Source organism: Spartinivicinus ruber (assembly GCF_011009015.1).
Classification (GTDB): Bacteria; Pseudomonadota; Gammaproteobacteria; order Pseudomonadales; family Zooshikellaceae; genus Spartinivicinus; species Spartinivicinus ruber.
Genome location: NZ_CP048878.1, coordinates 2052037 through 2069599, shown reverse-complemented (window position 1 = coordinate 2069599; position 17563 = coordinate 2052037). Strand labels below are relative to the sequence as shown.

At 41.9% G+C, this 17563-nt stretch carries 17 protein-coding genes; 11 read left to right on the top strand and 6 right to left on the bottom strand.

Annotated features, from left to right (window positions below):
* Positions 1-1344: a phosphatase PAP2/dual specificity phosphatase family protein gene (locus tag G4Y78_RS09775; RefSeq protein WP_163832841.1), complete on the top strand. Its 1344-nt coding sequence runs from the start codon at positions 1-3 to the stop codon at positions 1342-1344.
* Between the two features lie 101 nt (positions 1345-1445).
* On the opposite strand, the gene G4Y78_RS09770 is transcribed toward G4Y78_RS09775, so the two are convergent.
* A complete protein-coding gene (locus G4Y78_RS09770; protein WP_163832840.1) occupies positions 1446-2801 on the bottom strand; it encodes a Na+/H+ antiporter NhaC family protein in 1356 nt (451 codons plus the stop codon).
* A 919-nt stretch (positions 2802-3720) separates the two neighbouring features.
* Between G4Y78_RS09770 and G4Y78_RS09765 the strand changes: the two genes are divergently transcribed.
* The 7 genes from G4Y78_RS09765 (at position 3721) to G4Y78_RS09735 (ending at position 11882) form a co-directional block, all read left to right on the top strand.
* A complete protein-coding gene (locus G4Y78_RS09765; RefSeq protein ID WP_163832839.1) occupies positions 3721-4455 on the top strand; it encodes an ATP-dependent zinc protease family protein in 735 nt (244 codons plus the stop codon).
* Positions 4455-5981, top strand: coding sequence for an inactive transglutaminase family protein (locus G4Y78_RS09760; protein WP_163832838.1), 1527 nt, complete (start codon positions 4455-4457; stop codon positions 5979-5981). Before G4Y78_RS09765 ends, G4Y78_RS09760 begins: the two co-directional genes overlap by 1 nt.
* Before the next feature lie 5 nt (positions 5982-5986).
* Positions 5987-6934, top strand: a complete 948-nt coding sequence (locus G4Y78_RS09755; RefSeq protein ID WP_163832837.1) for an alpha-L-glutamate ligase-like protein — start codon at positions 5987-5989, stop codon at positions 6932-6934.
* A 24-nt stretch (positions 6935-6958) separates the two neighbouring features.
* Positions 6959-8191 carry a hypothetical protein gene (locus G4Y78_RS09750; protein WP_163832836.1) on the top strand — a complete coding sequence of 411 codons (1233 nt, stop codon included), beginning with the start codon at positions 6959-6961 and terminating at the stop codon, positions 8189-8191.
* A 114-nt stretch (positions 8192-8305) separates the two neighbouring features.
* Positions 8306-8968: a DUF2959 family protein gene (locus tag G4Y78_RS09745; RefSeq protein WP_163832835.1), complete on the top strand. Its 663-nt coding sequence runs from the start codon at positions 8306-8308 to the stop codon at positions 8966-8968.
* A 50-nt stretch (positions 8969-9018) separates the two neighbouring features.
* Positions 9019-9507, top strand: coding sequence for an LEA type 2 family protein (locus tag G4Y78_RS09740; RefSeq protein WP_163832834.1), 489 nt, complete (start codon positions 9019-9021; stop codon positions 9505-9507).
* Positions 9508-10001: 494 nt separating this feature from the next.
* Positions 10002-11882 carry a hypothetical protein gene (locus G4Y78_RS09735; RefSeq protein WP_163832833.1) on the top strand — a complete coding sequence of 627 codons (1881 nt, stop codon included), beginning with the start codon at positions 10002-10004 and terminating at the stop codon, positions 11880-11882.
* 46 nt (positions 11883-11928) lie between these two features.
* Here G4Y78_RS09735 and G4Y78_RS09730 read toward each other — a convergent pair whose 3' ends face one another.
* Entirely contained in the window at positions 11929-12546 is a 618-nt protein-coding gene (locus G4Y78_RS09730; RefSeq protein ID WP_163832832.1) for a SanA/YdcF family protein, read from the bottom strand.
* 120 nt (positions 12547-12666) lie between these two features.
* On the opposite strand from G4Y78_RS09730, the gene trmJ reads away from it, so the two are divergent.
* The 3 genes from trmJ to G4Y78_RS09715 all read left to right on the top strand — a co-directional run bounded on the left by trmJ (position 12667) and on the right by G4Y78_RS09715 (position 14859).
* Entirely contained in the window at positions 12667-13404 is a 738-nt protein-coding gene (gene trmJ, locus G4Y78_RS09725) for a tRNA (cytosine(32)/uridine(32)-2'-O)-methyltransferase TrmJ (RefSeq protein ID WP_163832831.1), read from the top strand.
* A gap of 54 nt (positions 13405-13458) precedes the next feature.
* Positions 13459-14262, top strand: a complete 804-nt coding sequence (locus G4Y78_RS09720; RefSeq protein WP_163832830.1) for an alpha/beta fold hydrolase — start codon at positions 13459-13461, stop codon at positions 14260-14262.
* A gap of 156 nt (positions 14263-14418) precedes the next feature.
* Complete coding sequence (locus G4Y78_RS09715; RefSeq protein ID WP_163832829.1) at positions 14419-14859, top strand: DUF2489 domain-containing protein; 441 nt, start codon at positions 14419-14421, stop codon at positions 14857-14859.
* 79 nt (positions 14860-14938) lie between these two features.
* Here G4Y78_RS09715 and G4Y78_RS09710 read toward each other — a convergent pair whose 3' ends face one another.
* The 4 genes from G4Y78_RS09710 to G4Y78_RS09695 all read right to left on the bottom strand — a co-directional run bounded on the left by G4Y78_RS09710 (position 14939) and on the right by G4Y78_RS09695 (position 17527).
* Positions 14939-15688: a DUF3379 family protein gene (locus G4Y78_RS09710; RefSeq protein WP_163832828.1), complete on the bottom strand. Its 750-nt coding sequence runs from the start codon at positions 15686-15688 to the stop codon at positions 14939-14941.
* Positions 15685-16206: a sigma-70 family RNA polymerase sigma factor gene (locus tag G4Y78_RS09705; RefSeq protein ID WP_268935068.1), complete on the bottom strand. Its 522-nt coding sequence runs from the start codon at positions 16204-16206 to the stop codon at positions 15685-15687. Before G4Y78_RS09705 ends, G4Y78_RS09710 begins: the two co-directional genes overlap by 4 nt.
* Positions 16207-16280: 74 nt before the next feature.
* Positions 16281-16739, bottom strand: coding sequence for an outer membrane lipoprotein (locus G4Y78_RS09700; RefSeq protein ID WP_163832826.1), 459 nt, complete (start codon positions 16737-16739; stop codon positions 16281-16283).
* Between the two features lie 326 nt (positions 16740-17065).
* Positions 17066-17527 carry a hypothetical protein gene (locus tag G4Y78_RS09695; RefSeq protein ID WP_163832825.1) on the bottom strand — a complete coding sequence of 154 codons (462 nt, stop codon included), beginning with the start codon at positions 17525-17527 and terminating at the stop codon, positions 17066-17068.
* Positions 17528-17563: the final 36 nt, after the last annotated feature.

Sequence of the window (17563 nt, the reverse complement as noted above, 5' to 3'; positions counted from 1 at the left end):
ATGAATGAAGTTAACTTCCAAGCCAACAAGGCGTGGGGAAGTGCCTGTTTATGGTTAGCTTTTTTAGGACCTTTTTTCTATTTAACTTATGGGTTTGCAAACTGGCTGGCAAACCAACAGACGAATGTGGACTCGGTAGTTTTTGCTTGGGAATACAACATTCCATTTATGGCGTGGACTATCATTCCATATTGGTCAATCAACTTATTTTATGCTGCCTCATTATTTGTATGTGCAAACCCTCTGGCACTTAATATACATGTTAAACGCCTAGTCACCGCTCAAATCATTGCTGTCAGCTGTTTTATTTTGCTTCCATTACACTTTACTTTTGACCGCCCAACAACCAGCGGCTTACCTGGGTTAATGTTTGATGCCCTGGCCAGTTTTGATAAACCTTTCAACCAAGCACCTTCATTACATATTGCTCTTGCTATTATTTTATGGGTTCTATATATAAAGCATCTACCTAACAAATATTGGCACTATACTTTACATTTGTGGTTTAGCTTAGTCGTTGTTTCTGTACTCACTACTTTCCAACATCATTTTATTGATATTCCGACAGGCGCCTTATTGGGTTGGTTTTGCGTATGGTTATGGCCTGACAATAACCATTGCATCCTCAAATCATCTGACGGGGCCTATAAAAAACAACGCTATCGACTAGGTACTTATTATTTGCTTGGTGCCTTACTCCCCACTCTTGTTGCAATACTTGTTGGTGGTGCTAGTTTATGGCTATTATGGGTCAGCACAGCATTAACTTTAGTCGCCAGCTGTTATTTTTTCATAGGTGTAGATGGCTTCCAAAAACAAGCAAATGGCCAATTAAGTCTTGCTGCTCGCTGGCTGCTCTTTCCTTATCTAATAGGTGCTTTTATTAATTCACGGCTATGGACACGAAAACAGCCTGCACCTGTACAAGTTTATGAGCAACTTTGGCTTGGGCGCTTTCCATCAAATGCTTCTCTCATCAGTCATAACTTTCAAGCAGTGGTAGATTTATCTGCAGAAATGACTTTATCCTCTCGCTCAAATACAGCTATAAAATGGTACTCTATTCCTTGCTTAGACTTAATTCCCCCTACTGCTGAGAGTTTATACCAAGCAATTACTGCTATAGATAAAGCATTGAAATCAGGAAAAACACTGGTCTGTTGTGCATTAGGCTACTCTCGCAGTGTAGCAGCTCTAGCCGCTTGGTTGGAGGGTACAGGCCAGGCAACTAATACTGACTCAGCTATTTCCATGATAAAGCTACAACGTCCAGAAATAGTGATAAATGAAGTAACAGCAAAAGTGATACACCATGCAGCAACTCTATATAAGGACAATGTGTGAACGATAATAGGATAGTTATAAACTACTAAAATTTGACTAGATACCCGCAGCCTGACGGGTATCTTTCTTTGAAGCTAATCACCAGGAGAATTGATAAATTACTATAAAGCAGACTGTTCTTTTAGTACTTCAGACTGAGTAACAGCTTTTTTACTTGAAAACAAACCTAACCCTATCACCAAAATAGCCACTCCCCCTAAAGCCCAGCAGTAATAAACATTACCTACCAACGCCAAAGGAGATAGCCCGGCTATTGACCCTGCTAATAAAATCTGTGCTCCATAAGGCAATAAGCCTTGTACCACACAAGCAAAAATATCTAATAAGCTCGCACTCCGCTTATTGGATATTCCATAATGCAGGCTAACATCTTTTGCAACGCCACCGGCAATAATAATTGCAATGGTATTATTAGCCGTAAACACACCACTGATAGCAGCTAACAAACCAATGGAGGCCTCTCCAGCTTTTTGGCTTTTTTTAGAAGTGTTTTGCCCCAGTCGAGTAATCTTATCAATAATCCACTGCATGCCGCCTTGTTGTTTCATAATCATTGCCAAGCCACCAATTAACATGGAAAGCACCATGATTTCCAGCATGCCTTCATAACCAGCATAAATATTTTTACTGAATGTTTCTAAACCATAATCAGGTTTAATCAACATGCCCATAATGCCAGAAACAGCTATACCAGCCATTAATACAGCCAGCACATTTAAGCCCATTACTGCTAGCACTAACACAATAAGATAGGGCAAAGCCAGCCAACCATTGACTAGCTTTGCTTCTATTGCCTGACCAGGCTCCCCCATCACAAACAATAAAATGATGGTAAGCACAGCAGCAGGTGCTGCAATTTTAATGTTTTCTCTAAACTTATCTTTTAAGTCACAGCCTTGGGTACGAGTGGCAGCAATTGTGGTATCAGAAATAACTGATAAATTATCACCAAACATCGCACCACCTATCACAGCTCCAATACAAACCGCTTCAGGCAACCCTGCTGAGATAGCCACTTGTAGTGCCAGAGGAGCCACTGCAGCAATAGTTCCCATTGAAGTCCCCATCGCAGTGGCAATAAAAGCAGAAATAATAAAAATACCCGGCAATAGTAGACTTGCAGGAATCAAGCTTAAACCAATATTCACCGTTGCATCCACTCCACCGATGGACTTGGTTACACTAGCAAATGCACCCGCCAACAAAAACACCAAGCACATTAAGATGATATTTTGATCACCCACACCTTTCACAAAGGTTTCAATCTTGCCACTGGTTTTTCCCTTTGCCAGGATAAACGCCAGAATAATTGCAGGTAAAATCGCCACCGGGGCTTTAATTTGATAAAAGGCAAAATCCACTGCCTGTTGATGATAATAAACCCCACTGCCAATAAATATGCCTAAAAATAGCAATATAGGTAGTAATGCTATAAAACTACCAGTCTGTTTTTCCATCTTAATAACTCACCTAAATAGCTAGCAAATTTCGCCTCAGTCGCTTATTTACCCAACTTTTTGAGTATCTCTCTTATGAGGAGGTAAAAACTGTCAACCAGTCAGAACACAACTGTCTTATATGGCGAATAAAAAAGAAGCAGAAGGATATACTAAGCTTGATGACGGTGGAACAATTAGCAGATGACATTTTCTTATGCATCTATAATTAAAGATTATACCGGATAAATTTTACGGTAAATACGAATAGCTGGCTCACCATTTTTGATATAGATGTAGATTTTCTTCAGCTCATTTGAACAAACATAACTTAGACCAATACTACTCACTTGCTGAGAAGCCTCTTTCCTGAAGGTACAACTCTATAACAACTTGCAAATCTCCCTTCTGTCAATAAGTACACAACATCAAACTAAAAAGTTTCTTTTCACTGCCTAGATATTGTTCACAAGTGCATATTAGAACCTTTCACTAAGCAGCTAGAAGGTCACAAACTTAGGGTTTTGAGGTTCTCTCTCTTCAAAAACCCTGCATAATACTTCCGTCTTCATTTATCATCTAATATGGTTGAATGGCTCTTCTTTATGATGAGCTTTTCCTAACAGGGTTATCAGGTTTCTTGCTAAGTAGCTAGCAGCAAAGAAAATAGTTGTTCTTAGCATTTAGCTGAGGCTTAGCAACGTAAACAGCTATAGGTAATTGTTGCCGGCAGAAGAAACACCCAGGCAAACCATACAAGAGTTAACAATAATGAGATTCAGTTCTCTGAACTGATTAAATGATTATAGGGTCTGAGTAATACTTTATTAGTCTACTGTTGAAATAAGTATGCTTAAGCCTCAAGATCAGCGGTTGTGCAGACAAACAACCATAAGTAACACTATATAAAGGCCACTCATCTCTACAGCTAGGGAGTGATATGAAATATTTGCAGTGTCTGGTATTGATTTCAGTTATTTGGAGCATCAATTCAGTCAGCTTTGGCAAGGAAGGTTCTGAACAGGCCATTCAGCCCGTAGTAACCACTATTGAAAACTGTACTGCCCCTACACCTGAGCAAACAGCTAAACAAGCCAAGCCTACTGATAAACAAGCAAAGACTAAAGTACAAACTATTGTCTATTGTCCACAGACCAAACAGTCAGATAAGCAAGCGACAAAAGCAGAAGAGGCAGAAGAGAAAGAAGCCAGTGATCAAAAGCCAGCTATCGGTGAGTTAGAAAAAGTTACCCTCACCCCTCCAGGTGTTACTTATACTGCCCGGATTGATACAGGAATATTGACCTCCACATTATTTGTCTTTGATATCACCCCGTTTGAACGGGATGGCAAGAAGTGGGTTAAATTCAAAATGAAAGACCCAGAGTCTGAAGAAGTAACCGAGCTTAGTCGCCAAGTAGTCAAAAAGGTCAAAGCTAAACTGACAACTATTGATGGACAAAAACGCTACATTATTAAAATGAATGTGCGCTTGGGCCCAATAGAGCAACGCATTTCATTCGGCTTGACTGATCGTAACGACTACGAATACCCCGTGCTAATAGGTCGTAACTTCCTAAAAGACATAGCCGTTGTTGATGTGAGCAAGCAATTTACCCAAAAAGTTCCTACCCCAGAAAAAACGCCTAATTTGGCAGTAGATGAGCAGCAATAATGTCGTCCAGAGCACAAGTTTACTTACTATCATTCATTTTCATTTTTATTGGCATTGGCCTCACCATTTATAAGAACTCTGAACTGGAGTTCCCTTTATTGCCTGGTGAGCGCAAAGCAATATGGACAGTCGAAGCCAAAATTGAATTTAAAGCAACCGATAAGCCTGTTACTGTTTCCTTTGCCCTACCCCACAACCCGCCAGAAATGGGCATTTTAGATGAGGACTTTACGGCATCAGGCTATGGCTTTGGCTGGGACAGCAATCAACAAGAGCGTCGAGCTCAGTGGGCCAGGCGCAAAGCCAACGGCAAGCAAGTTTTATTTTACAAAGTACAGGTTTTCAAACAGTCTGATGCACCTGCTCACGAGCAAAACGCTATTCCGCCAGTTGAAACCAAAACTCCAGATTTGTCTCCTAGCCTAAAAACTACTATCAGCCAGCTCGTTACTTATGTATACAACCGCTCTGCTGATAATACGACTTTTGCTACTGAGCTGATTCGCCTAATCAATGATAAAGAGCCAATTGAAGATATTCAGCTCTTGTTAGGTAACCAAGGCTTGAGCAAAACCCGCCTTGCACTTAATGCATTAGCGCTTGCCAAAATACCAGCAAGGGTTGCCAGAGGTTTACAATTAGAAGATGGTCGTCGTAACCAAAAACTCACCACTTTGATTGAAATTTTTGATACTGACCACTGGGTTTTCTTTAACCCCAAAACAGGCCAAAAAGGCTTACCTGGTAACTTTTTACTTTGGCAACGAGGTGGCAGCTCACTGCTTGATGTAGAAGGAGGGGAAAGCTCTAAAGCATCATTTTCAATTATTAAGAATTCTCAACCTGCCAAGTCTTTTGCTATTTTACATGGCGCAGAAAACCAAGCAGCACTGGTTGACTTCTCCATCTATAGTTTGCCTATTGAGCAGCAAAATGTCTTTAAATCCATTTTATTGGTACCAATTGGCGCTATCGTCGTGGTACTGATGCGTATTTTAGTGGGAGTCAAAACTTCAGGCACATTCATGCCAATTTTGATTGCCATCGCCTTCATTGAAACCACACTAATTACTGGCCTGATTATTTTTCTAGTGATTGTCAGTATTGGCTTATTTATCCGGTCCTATTTAAGTCGTCTCAATCTCCTCCTAGTGGCACGAATATCAGCCGTGGTCATTGTTGTCATCAGCATTATGGCTGGGATGAGCATCCTAAGTCATAAGCTGGGAATTAGTGAAGCCTTGTCTGTTACCTTCTTCCCAATGATCATTCTAGCCTGGACCATCGAAAGAATGTCCATTTTATGGGAGGAAGAAGGCCCCAAAGAAGTCTTTACCCAAGGAGGTGGCAGCTTACTAGTAGCAACACTGGCCTACTTACTTATGACTAACCAGTATGTTGAGCACTTAACGTTTAATTTCCCTGAGTTATTACTAGCGTTATTAGGCTGCATTATCTTGTTAGGCCAATATACCGGCTACCGACTAACTGAATTACGCAGGTTTCAACCGTTAGCCGAGGACTAATTACCATGTTTTTTGCTACACCCTGTAAGCTTAAGCAAAAAGGCATACTCGGCATGAACAAGCGTAATGTGTCGTATATTGCTAAATACAACCAGCGTAGCTTATATCCACTGGTTGATAACAAGCTAAAAACCAAGCTAGTTGCCGAAAAAGCTAAAGTATCGACCCCAAAACTGTTGCATGTTATTGAATATCAGCATCAAATCAAAAAGCTGGCAGACTTAGTCAACCAATATGATGGCTTTGTCATCAAACCAGCTCAAGGCAGTGGTGGAAAAGGGATTTTGGTTATCACTGAGCGAACCTCTGAAGGCTTTTTTAAGCCAAGCGGCGAAGCGCTTAGTTTATCTGATATAATGCGGCATGCATCGAACATTCTAAGTGGTTTGCACAGTTTAGGTGGCAAGCCCGATGTAGCAATGATTGAAGCTCTCGTTCAGTTTGACCCAGTGTTTGATCGATACAGCTATGAAGGAGTACCCGATATTCGGGTAATTGTCTTTAAGGGCTTTCCAGTCATGGCTATGCTCCGCTTATCAACCCATGCTTCTGATGGCAAAGCCAACTTACACCAAGGTGCTGTTGGTGTTGGGCTAAATCTAGCTAATGGTAAAGCCTTATGTGCTGTACAAAGTAACCGCCCGGTTGATGAGCACCCAGATACAGGAAGTCACTTCGAAACGTTACAAGTTCCACACTGGGAGAAAATCCTAACGTTAGCCTCCTCTTGCTATGATATGACGCGGCTTGGCTATCTTGGCGCTGATATTGTTCTGGATCAGAAGCTAGGGCCTCTGTTACTAGAGCTTAATGCCCGACCAGGGCTTGCCATTCAGGTCGCCAATAACACAGGCTTAGAGCCTAGGTTAACGCACATCGAAACCATGAAAAAACATGGCTTTTCGGTTGACCAACGGGTTCAGTATTCACAGCAACAATTTGGTATTGTTTAAACCTTGCCTGAAAAATTAACTACTATGAAACCTTTCTTATCAGCAACTCATAACATCATCCTGAGTATTGCACTTTGCTGTTGGGGGTTAACTGCCTCAGCAGCTGACAAACCTTTTTATTACATTGATTACGAAGTCAAACTAGAACCAACAGCCAAGACAGCTCAAGTAGCCATTAAACTCCGTAAAAACGCTCAGTATGTGCGCTCGATTCAGGTGAAAACAAATCCAGAACGCTATACAAACTTTAAAGGGTCAGGCCAACTGGTGAAGCAGGATGACTACATCCTTTGGCAGCCTAATGGCAAATCAGGTACTTTATCGTTTACAGCAAAAATGAACCACCACCGCAAGTCAGGCCGCTTTGACTCAATCATCACAGATGACTGGGCACTGTTCAGAGGGTTTGATGTCATTCCACAGCTTCGAGTCGATATGCAAGATGGCACCCAGTCCAAAGCAAAATTACACTTTCAGTTACCAAAAGGCTGGTCAATAGCTACCCCTTATATTCGTTATACCAGTGGCGCTTACAAGGTTGACCATCCCGAAACTTCTTTTGATCGACCTAAGGGATGGATCGTGGCAGGTGATATTGGAGTCAAGCGAGAAACAATTAAAGGAGTTAAAGTGGCTGTCGCAGCCCCCAAAAATCAGTCCGCTCGCCGCTTGGATATTCTAGCCATGCTGAACTGGAATTTACCTGTTTTTCTAGATATTTTTCCTCACTTTCCTAAGCGCATCAATATTGTTAGTGCCAATGACCCTATGTGGCGAGGTGCTCTTTCAGGTCCCAGCTCTCTATTTCTTCATGCAGATAGACCTTTAATTACTGAAGACGGTACTAGCCCTCCAATTCATGAGCTAATACATGTAGCAATGTCAGCCCGCGCAGAACCTGGTGCCGACTGGCTAGTTGAAGGGCTTGCAGAATATTACTCACTAGAAATTATGCGCCGGTCTGGCACGATTACCCAGGAGCGATTTGATAAATCTATTAGCCAGCAGATTAACAGAGGAAAAAAAATATCCAAGTTAAAAGTAGATCGCTCTTATGGCCCTATCACAGCGAAAGCCGTTGGTATTCTCTATAAAGTTGATCAAGAAATTCAGCAAAGAACCAATAACAAAGCCAGTTTAGACAATATCATTAGGGGGCTTGCTAAACCAGATGTCCCTATCACCTTAAAAGCAACTCAAAAAATGGCAGAAAAACTAGTTGGAGGTCCGCTGAAGTCTTTACAAAATATTCATTAAAAAGCCCTACCTACTTCCATTATTGAAAGAATGCCAACTACTGTCGTGGTTGGCTTTACTGAATTAGTTCAGCCATAATGCAAGATCGTACATCCCGTTTGCAATGAGGCTACAATGAAACATTTGTTCCCAATCCGTCCACGCTTTCTTCTGCTACTAACACTTGGCCTTATATCTGGCTGCCAAACAGCCTACTACGCATCAATGGAAAAACTGGGCTACCACAAGCGAGATATTTTAATTAATCGTGTCGAGGATACCCAAAAAGCTCAGCAAGAAACTCAACAGCAGTTTAAGGATGCTTTAGAACAGTTTAAAGCTGTGGTTCAGTTTGATGGCGGTAACCTACAAGAGACCTATGACCAACTCAATACTGAATATGAAGAGAGTAAAGCCACAGCAGAAAACTTACGTAGTCATATTGAAAAAGTAGAAGATGTGGCAGAAGCACTATTTGAAGAGTGGGAAGAAGAATTATCGCTCTTCTCCAATAACACACTGAAAAGAGATAGCGCTCGCAAACTTCAGGATACTAAGCAACAGTATGAAAAGTTGATTGCATCTATGTGGCGAGCTGAAAAAACCATTGCTCCCGTGCTCACCACATTGCATGACCAAGTGTTGTATTTAAAGCATAATCTGAATGCCCGCGCAATTGCAGCATTACGCGGTGAACTAAAAACAGTTCAGAAAGATGTAGATCGTTTACTAAAATCAATGCAGCAAGCAATTAGAGAATCTCAAGCATTTATCCAGCAAATGCGGCGTAGCCAGTAAGCGTCACCCTTTCCTTAACTTTTGCTTCTTCACCAAGACAGAGGTTTTTCATGTTGAGTCGATTCGTTTTTGATCGTTTCTTTCAGTGCTTCCGCTTTGCTGTTATCACTGCTCTGTTATTATGGTTAGTAGGTTGTGCCAGTTTCACCCCAAACTATGAAAAGCCCAAAATCCATATTACTTCTATACAAGTGCTAGAACCTGAAGGATTCACTCAAAACTTTGCTGTTGGATTACGCTTGATTAACCCCAACAGCACCTCCTTACAACTCAGAGGTATGTTCTATAGTATTAGCCTGGAAGGTTATGAAGTAATTTCTGGTGTTACCAATAAAATCCCAGGTGTTGCAGGCTTTAGTAGCACCGACTTTACTGTAGAAACCTCAACTAACTTGATTAACAGCATTCGCTTTCTAAATGATGTGTTACAACAACCTAAAAAGCAGCTTAACTACGAATTAAAAGCTAAAATGCAGGGGACTCATCTGTTCAGCTCTACTACTGTTGTTGAAACTGGGCAGATTCAACTCAACCATTAAAAAGTGAGCACCACAAAAGCTCATAAACATGAGAAAAGCTTACCAATAATTTGGCTGCGGAAAGTCGAGCTAAAATAGGTAGCTTTACTAATATTTAAACTCAAATAATTTCATAGACTAGCGGCCAGCAAACCCACCCCTCCACAGAGGGTGTCGTAAAAAGTTATGAGCGAAGTAAAGACAAGGCAAAAATCAGCGAAAAAGCGGAGTTTATACTTAATAAATGAGCATTTTGAGTCGATTTTTAACGCAGTATTTGCAAGCGCAGTAGTTTTGCGACACCCTCCAGGTGTAGTGTTAAATTAGCTGGCTGTGCCCACACTCAATCAGCCAGCTAGTCTTCTAACAATACATAATTACCGTTTGCCTCCTGCCCTCAGCAAGCAATGCTCGTTCAGCCACCATTTAATGGATACTCATGGCTGTGAGCCAATTACAGCTAACAGGCATCTAAGTAATAATTAAAAGACAGTAAAAGTAGTTAATAAGTAAAAATGTGGCAGCGTAAAGACTCTCCCAAAAATGGTCACAGTAGCACTGTTCAGCTAACCAACCGTCCCCGTCACTGGCTAGAGCAGCTACATATTAAAGCCCAGGATGAGCCCTGGGGTATCACTATGGTCAGCTTTGCCTGGACTGCAGGCCCTGTGACTTATCTAGCAGCCTTAGCAGGTTATTATGCGGGCTATGGGGCTTGGATGCCTATTGATAAAGGTATCTACTTTGTAGGCTACTCAGTGGTAGCTGGTATATTGGGTATTTTATCTAAATACCTGTATCACCTGACCACTGGCAGTAAGCTTAAACAGCAACAAAAAACCATCAGGCAGGCAATCGCCTCACTACCTCCTTTGGTCTGGAAAGTAAGGGACTTGTCATTAGCCAGTCTTACAGAAGAAGCTAGAAAATACCAAGCAGCAAGCTATTTGCTACAACAGGCAAACTTAGGTGCAGAAGGTATTGAAGTTGCTGTTTATGAATTAACTGAAGACCATGAGTTGGCTTTACAGGCAAAGCGAATTGAAGTACTTCGTCAGGCTGGCCTACCTTCACGGATGATTGATCTCATTCACCAAATTGAGGCTCAGGCTAATGAAGCCAACGAAAAACTACGGGCAAATTATCCACAACTGGCTGACCAGCTCTCTGAGCGACTGAGAGGCATTGCACCAAGTCCTCAGCATGGCCGACAACGCTCGCCGCTATTTATTGAAAGAATATTATCCGCTATTGAGCAAGATAATTACGAGTTAATGACACTGGCCGATACCGAAGAGTTATTCACCTTAACATTAGAGCTATTGTGTGACCGAGAAATTAGCTATCTGAAAATTGAATATCAGGGCACCCAAGACATTGCAAAGGCCATTACACGACTGGAAGAAGAGCGAAATGATTACCGGATTAGTCGGGCCAAAGTCCTTAGTCGCCTGAAAGCCTTAACCAGCTATTTAAGTTTATGTGATGTTAATGAAGATATTCATGCCGATGAAGGGCTAACAGCTCAGGCGTTACTGTCTTCAGCCATTAATGGTATTGAACAATTAGCCAAAGAAGTAAATGACAATCGACAGCTGACAGATCGCCACATCAAATACACGCTGAACTTACAAGAGCGAACCCAACAATTCGAGTCTGCCTTAGAACTCTATGAACAAGCTCGTAAAGCCTATTTAAAACTGGGCCGAGACTTAGTCCATTTTCGTCGGGCATTACAACGCTGGCAACACATAACGCAGAAAAAACAACAAATGTTAACTAACGCAGGTGGCTTGAAACGCAATATTATATTTACTGAGCAATCGATAAAGTTAGATACCGATGAAAAAGCAGCATTGGCAAAAACCCTTAACTTGTTACTTAAGGAAACCAATCATGTGCTCAATCAAACACCCAAGCACAATGCTGGGGCTAGCCAGCTACCTTTATTAAAAGCGAAAGAGCTAGCAGTAGAATTGACCATCATGCTAGATAGATTTACCAAATTACATTCACCCAAAATTCAGCGTGCTATTTACAGTTCCCATGCCATGTTAATAGATGCCTTGGAGCCTGATGCCAGCGTACAAGAACGAGCCACTGAGGCAAAAGCACTGGCAGAAGATGTAGAAAGTAATTTATCAGCCGCTGCTGAGCGCCTGGCGCAAAACCTGATTCGCTTTTATCGAGTACCACTGACTAATGAAGTAATTGACTTTATGGTTCATCAATATGATGCAAACAGAGAACGACTAAACTTTATTGCAGAAAATGAAGTGCCTTATAGTGCTAACTTTAATAATTTAAATACACCTGCCATCCAAATTCCAGAAGCCAAAAATAATTGGAAAATTATCCTATATAATGCCAAACGCACTCTATCTCTTTATATGTAGTACGTTTGAGGGGCTGTAAACCGCCCCCTAGCCAGCATAATCCTACTCATTCTGATGGGTTATCAGCCAAAAATGCCAAGGTTTCCTTAGCACCTAAATATTTTGGGGAGCGATTGATTATTTTTACATCTAACCAAGCCGATAACCTAGCCAATACTTCCCGGCTGCGCACTTTTAAATGCCAGCGCCAGGCAGATACATCAGCAGCAACATAACCCACCGCATCAAGCTGATAATGATCTGCAATAAATAAAGCACGCTCAACATGAAAAGGTTGAGAAACTATCACCAGTTTATTCAGCCCAAATACCTGTTTAGCTCGCACCACTGAATCCAAGGTACGAAATCCAGCAAAATCCAGCCCAATTAACTCAGCAGGAACCCCTCTAGCAACCAAGTCCGCTTTAATCATTTCGGGCTCATTATAATCTTCTCGTGAGTTATCACCACTCACCAGAAAACCTTTAACTTTACCAGCTTTATATAAATCAACTGCCGCATCAATTCTAGCGTTATAAAATAAATTAGGCTGACCACGAAAATATTTAGCCGTGCCTAATAGTAGTGCAACAGATGGCCTCGTCAGTTGTTCTGGCTGCACAAACAAGCGATCTTTTGCTTGCCAACTCATATACCGGTCAATACTCAATAGCAAACAAACCATGAGCAACCCTAACCAGAAAGAAAAACTGCTTGAATATTTTCACTACTCTACCCCTCATTCGTTGGGCACCCTCAGCAAACTTGGTATAATAGGCCAAAATTTTAGGCATATGTAGTGAACATGTTAGAAAACATTCGCATTGTTTTAATTAATACCTTTCACCCCGGTAATATTGGCTCTACCGCACGCGCAATGAAAAATATGGGGTTGTCTCAGCTTTATCTGGTAGATCCCCAACAGTTTCCAGCAGCAGATGCCACGGCAATGGCTGCTGGTGCTAAAGATGTACTAGCTAATGCTGTTATTACTCAAACCCTGACAGATGCCATTGAGGACTGCTCATTAGTGATTGGTACCAGTGCCCGTGAGCGCACCCACAGCTGGCCAATGCTCAGCGCTCGTGAATGTGGTGAGAAAGTGATCTCAGAAGCAGGCCATCAGCAGGTTGCTCTGGTATTTGGCCGTGAAACTATGGGTTTACACAATGAAGAGTTACAACAGTGTAATTATCATGCCTATATCCCTGCTAACCCTGAGTATCCAGTACTAAACTTAGCAACGGCCGTTCAAACCATCAGTTATGAAATATACCAGGCATACCTGACAGCCCAGCAGTACCCTGGTGAAAATTCCACTGTAAATGAGCCAGCTCACCCTAGCAGCCAACAAATGGAGTATTTTTACCAACATTTAGAACAGGTATTAACCGATACGGGTTTTATTATTAAACAACACCCAGGCCAAACCATGCTCAAGCTGCGCCGCCTTTTTAACCGAGCTCGTCCCGAGCGACAGGAGCTCAGTATCCTTCGAGGCATTTTAAGCAATATCGACAAGCAACAACCAAGGGAAAGTTAATACTTTAATGATATCAGTCAAGTAAGCACAGCACTTCAAGGATGAAGCCACCCCATGCCATTTACTACGCACCAATTACAACTGTATTATGAAATACAGGGTTCAGGTGAGCCAGTACTGCTTATCCATGGCCTAGGTTCCAGTTGTCAGGATTGGTCCCACCAAGTACAGGCTCTACAACAGGTTTACCAAGTAATTACGGTGGATTTACGAGGCCATGGTCAGTCCGATAAACCAGCAGGCCCCTATAGCATCAAAATGCTAGCAGAAGATGTCAGTAGACTCATGCAGCAACTCAATATCACCCAATACCATCTGGTAGGTATTTCCATGGGAGGCATGATTGGCTTTCAACTAGTGACTGATTACCCTCACCAAGTGTTGTCATTAACTATCATTAACAGTGGCCCCTTCCTACTTGCTGACTCTTGGAAAATACGCTGTCTGATTCAACAGCGATTATTAATCACTCAACTGTTTGGAATGCACATCACTGGATGGTTTATTATGCGAAAGCTGTTTCCTAAACCTGAACAATATGCCCTGCGTCAACATGGTGTGGAAAAATGGGCAAAGAACGACAAAGCTGCTTATATAAGCGCTTTTAAAGCACTAATTAACTGGTCAGTAAACACCCCGCTAGCTGAAATAAAATGTCCTTGTTTAATATTAACCGGCGATCGAGATTATACCTCCGTGAGCTATAAAGCAGCTTATTGCAAGCAACTGCCTGATGCCAAGTTGGAAGTAATTAAAGACTCTGGGCATGCCTCTCCTCTTGATCAGCCAGAGCATGTCAATCAAGCCCTCCTAACGTTTCTAAGCCAGTGCAGGAATAAGTATAATCGACCAGCCTAGGACATTATTCATTGCATAATGGCTGTGAGTACTGGTTTTTAGCTTTATACTGTAAACTGCCCTTTCACACAAATTCATGCTACCCTAGCTCTGTTAATACGACATGATCAGCTAACCCCCATCACTCCACAATTTACGACATAAGTTTATTATCAGATGCTGTATACTAACACTCTCCTTATTTTTGGCATTTTGATTATCTTGGGGCTTAGTGCATGGGCTGTTATTTTATGGCGAGAAGTATTTGCTAATCAGGCAAAATTAAAACAGTTTGAAAAACAACAAAAAGACTTTCTCGCTTCTAGCGTAAAAATTCTGGCACTCGCCATTGTCAATGATCAACTCAATCTTACCGAAGGAGCAATTCGGCTGAAGATTCTCCTTGATAATATTGATGAAGGTTTGGTAAAACAGCCTGACTTTGTTGTATTTGATACTATCTATAACGCTACTAAACACATGGCCACGCATGATGCTCGTCAAGCCATGCAGCTTAGCTTAAAAATTCAACAGGACATAGAAAGGACTGACTTAGAAGACCAATATGGCGAAGCAATAAAAAGTGCTGCAAAAAAATTACTGTCAACGAGATTTTAAAATAGAGACGATATACAGCAGACTTCTGATTATCCTTAACCAGAAGCCAGGCTATTAAGCTTATAGATTTACTTTTAAATTATATTTGAAGCACATCAACTGACTGCATGACTTGCTGCTGGATAGGCTCCATATCCAGTGTTTTGGGTCCAATAAACGCTGCGCTACCCTGCTTCATATTGGTCAATGCCACCTGCCATTGCTTCGCTTCCTGAGCAAATTCAGTTTTAAATTGTTTGTTTGGCATTAACAAAATGGTAACAGGCCCTTTATCTGTTTTTACCACTAAATGGGCCACCATTTTATCCTCAATAATGCAATTAGCCGCATAAGTAACATTAACCAGCTCGCCCATTGGCTTAATCCCAACATTATTTAGAGTAAACCCTACTCGGCCAACTGAAATAGGCTCCTCTAACACCAAAGAGTGCGCCTCATGCTCCATATGTTGCACAAACATTTCAGTTAACTCACGCTGCTCAGAGCTCAAGTGTGTTTGCCAGAAAACCACCCCCAGCATCACCGAAGCTGCCACAGCAAAGCCACCAATAAACTGACTAAAGGTTTTACCTTTGCTTTTTAAGGGAACCACTGAAGAGTTAGCATCAGCTTGATCAGAAGTTTCATCAAAACTACACTGCAGCATAATTTTTGCTGCAAGATCATCCGGTACTGGAACTGCCAGGGCTTCCATTAGTAACGCTTCCTGCTCTTGCAGCTGAACATAGTAGCGGTGACACTCCTTACATTGCTGCTTATGTGCAACTAATGCTGGCGCAAGCTGCTGTGGCTCTTCCAATACCACTCGGCGAAATTCTAAGCAGTTCATACCCCTACACCTCGCGAATATCCTTGCTCATCACCACCTAGCATTGCTTGCAACTGCTGTCTGGCACGACGTAACCGAGTTGCCACGGTATTGGCTGGAATCTCCAAAGCACTCGCAATTTCATCCTGGGAATAGCCTAAAACCAATTGCATTACTATTGGTTCCCGATACTTTTCAGAAAGACGGCTCATGCAGCTTCTCAACGCTTCCATATTTGTTGAATACGCAAAATGCCCGCTGTTGTCAGGTAGCTCATCCGTTTCTATGTCACTGTATTCCAAAGACTTCCGTTGAAAACGACGGGCATTTTCTCGCCGTAAAATCGTGATCAACCACGATTTTGCTGCATCAACATTTTGTAAGCTATCTAAAGCCCGCCACGCTCTCATAAACGTCTCTTGTACTAAGTCTTCGGCAACGGATTCATCACTTGTCAGCCAGTAAGCATAACGATACAAAGGCTTATGGTAGGCCTCTACCAAAGCCTGAAACTGCTGGTCCTTATTCTTCATATACAAATAGACCTGTGTGGGAAGCAAAAACTTTCATCATTACTGGGAAGCTGCGCTACCACTGAATCAACCTATACGTTTTATTTAACAACGCGAGAAGTACCATTTTGGGTGAGAATTCTTACTCGGTCACCAGGCTGGAAGTGGACATTGGGTGAAACCTGCTGTACAACTGAAACGTAGGATCCATCATATAGTTCAACTGTTAACTGCACCCCTTGGGAGCGCGTATAAGCTTCTTCCGCTTTACCCCCGATTAAACCACCTGCTACAGCGCCAGCAATGGCAGCAATATCACTACCGCGGCCACCCCCAACAGTGGAGCCCGCGATGCCACCTGCCGCAGCACCCGCAATGGCTCCCACACCACTTTTGGTGCCTTCAATCTGAACCGGCCTCACATCAATAATCGTTCCCATTTTTACTGTCTGTAGCTGCCTTACTTCATTTCTTGAATAAGACTCTCCAGAAAGGTTGGAAACACAACCAGTCAGTACAGTTAACAGCCCTGACACAATGCAAGTCATTATATATTTCATCACAAAAACCCTTTTTAACTAACAGGTGGCTGGATAAGTAATAAAGACTTTCTCATCAAAACCAAAAAATGGTTCTTACTTAAAAAGATTAGACCCAATGAATTGGAAAATACTCTATTACCAAGCCAGTAAATGGTGCTGACAATTTTTCATTATCGCTTGAGAAAAAAGCAATGGCCAATTGAAAGATTATCTGTACATGTAACAACATTGCCTATTAAGGCAAACATTGACTGACTTAAAAAAATAGCTACTGTTCCAATATTTAATGGTGCATCCTGCCAATAAAGTTGCACCATTTAGGTAATTATTTCAGTTACAAGGCATTAATGATAGGTAGGCTTACTTGATGATTCTGAAGGCAACTGCGTTTCAACCATTTGTTTTTTTGGAAGGCTGGTAATACCAGTAAATTGCAGAGCAGCTTTTTCAAGCTGAATGACTGCCTGCTGCCTTAAATAGGGAGAAATATTGGTTGAGTTTATCAACCTTTGCAGGGACTGCCAGGCACACTGATAATAATATTCAGCCACTTCACTGTGCCCCATCATGTTATGGGTATCAGCCAAGTTGCAGCAGGCAATGAGAAATTGTTGCACCACTTGTTCTGCTGGATGTTCAGAAAACTGTTCAATAATAGCAGGTGTGGCTTGCGCCTTAATAAGGGCTATTTCAGCTAAATTAAACGCTTCTTGAAACCGCTCTTTTGCAAGCAAATACTGCTCTTGCTGAAATGCTTCCCCGCCTCGATGAATCAATTCCCGCCACATAACGGCATTACTAAACATAACCCGTTAGCCTCACTTGAATGAATGAAATCACAT

Coding starts and splice junctions, on each gene's coding strand:
- G4Y78_RS09775 (WP_163832841.1), top strand. CDS start 1: ATGAATGAAGTTAACTTCCAAGCCAACAAGGCGTGGGGAAGTGCCTGT.
- G4Y78_RS09770 (WP_163832840.1), bottom strand. CDS start 2,801: ATGGAAAAACAGACTGGTAGTTTTATAGCATTACTACCTATATTGCTA.
- G4Y78_RS09765 (WP_163832839.1), top strand. CDS start 3,721: ATGAAATATTTGCAGTGTCTGGTATTGATTTCAGTTATTTGGAGCATC.
- G4Y78_RS09760 (WP_163832838.1), top strand. CDS start 4,455: ATGTCGTCCAGAGCACAAGTTTACTTACTATCATTCATTTTCATTTTT.
- G4Y78_RS09755 (WP_163832837.1), top strand. CDS start 5,987: ATGTTTTTTGCTACACCCTGTAAGCTTAAGCAAAAAGGCATACTCGGC.
- G4Y78_RS09750 (WP_163832836.1), top strand. CDS start 6,959: ATGAAACCTTTCTTATCAGCAACTCATAACATCATCCTGAGTATTGCA.
- G4Y78_RS09745 (WP_163832835.1), top strand. CDS start 8,306: ATGAAACATTTGTTCCCAATCCGTCCACGCTTTCTTCTGCTACTAACA.
- G4Y78_RS09740 (WP_163832834.1), top strand. CDS start 9,019: ATGTTGAGTCGATTCGTTTTTGATCGTTTCTTTCAGTGCTTCCGCTTT.
- G4Y78_RS09735 (WP_163832833.1), top strand. CDS start 10,002: ATGTGGCAGCGTAAAGACTCTCCCAAAAATGGTCACAGTAGCACTGTT.
- G4Y78_RS09730 (WP_163832832.1), bottom strand. CDS start 12,546: ATGGTTTGTTTGCTATTGAGTATTGACCGGTATATGAGTTGGCAAGCA.
- trmJ (WP_163832831.1), top strand. CDS start 12,667: ATGTTAGAAAACATTCGCATTGTTTTAATTAATACCTTTCACCCCGGT.
- G4Y78_RS09720 (WP_163832830.1), top strand. CDS start 13,459: ATGCCATTTACTACGCACCAATTACAACTGTATTATGAAATACAGGGT.
- G4Y78_RS09715 (WP_163832829.1), top strand. CDS start 14,419: ATGCTGTATACTAACACTCTCCTTATTTTTGGCATTTTGATTATCTTG.
- G4Y78_RS09710 (WP_163832828.1), bottom strand. CDS start 15,688: ATGAACTGCTTAGAATTTCGCCGAGTGGTATTGGAAGAGCCACAGCAG.
- G4Y78_RS09700 (WP_163832826.1), bottom strand. CDS start 16,739: ATGAAATATATAATGACTTGCATTGTGTCAGGGCTGTTAACTGTACTG.
- G4Y78_RS09695 (WP_163832825.1), bottom strand. CDS start 17,527: ATGTTTAGTAATGCCGTTATGTGGCGGGAATTGATTCATCGAGGCGGG.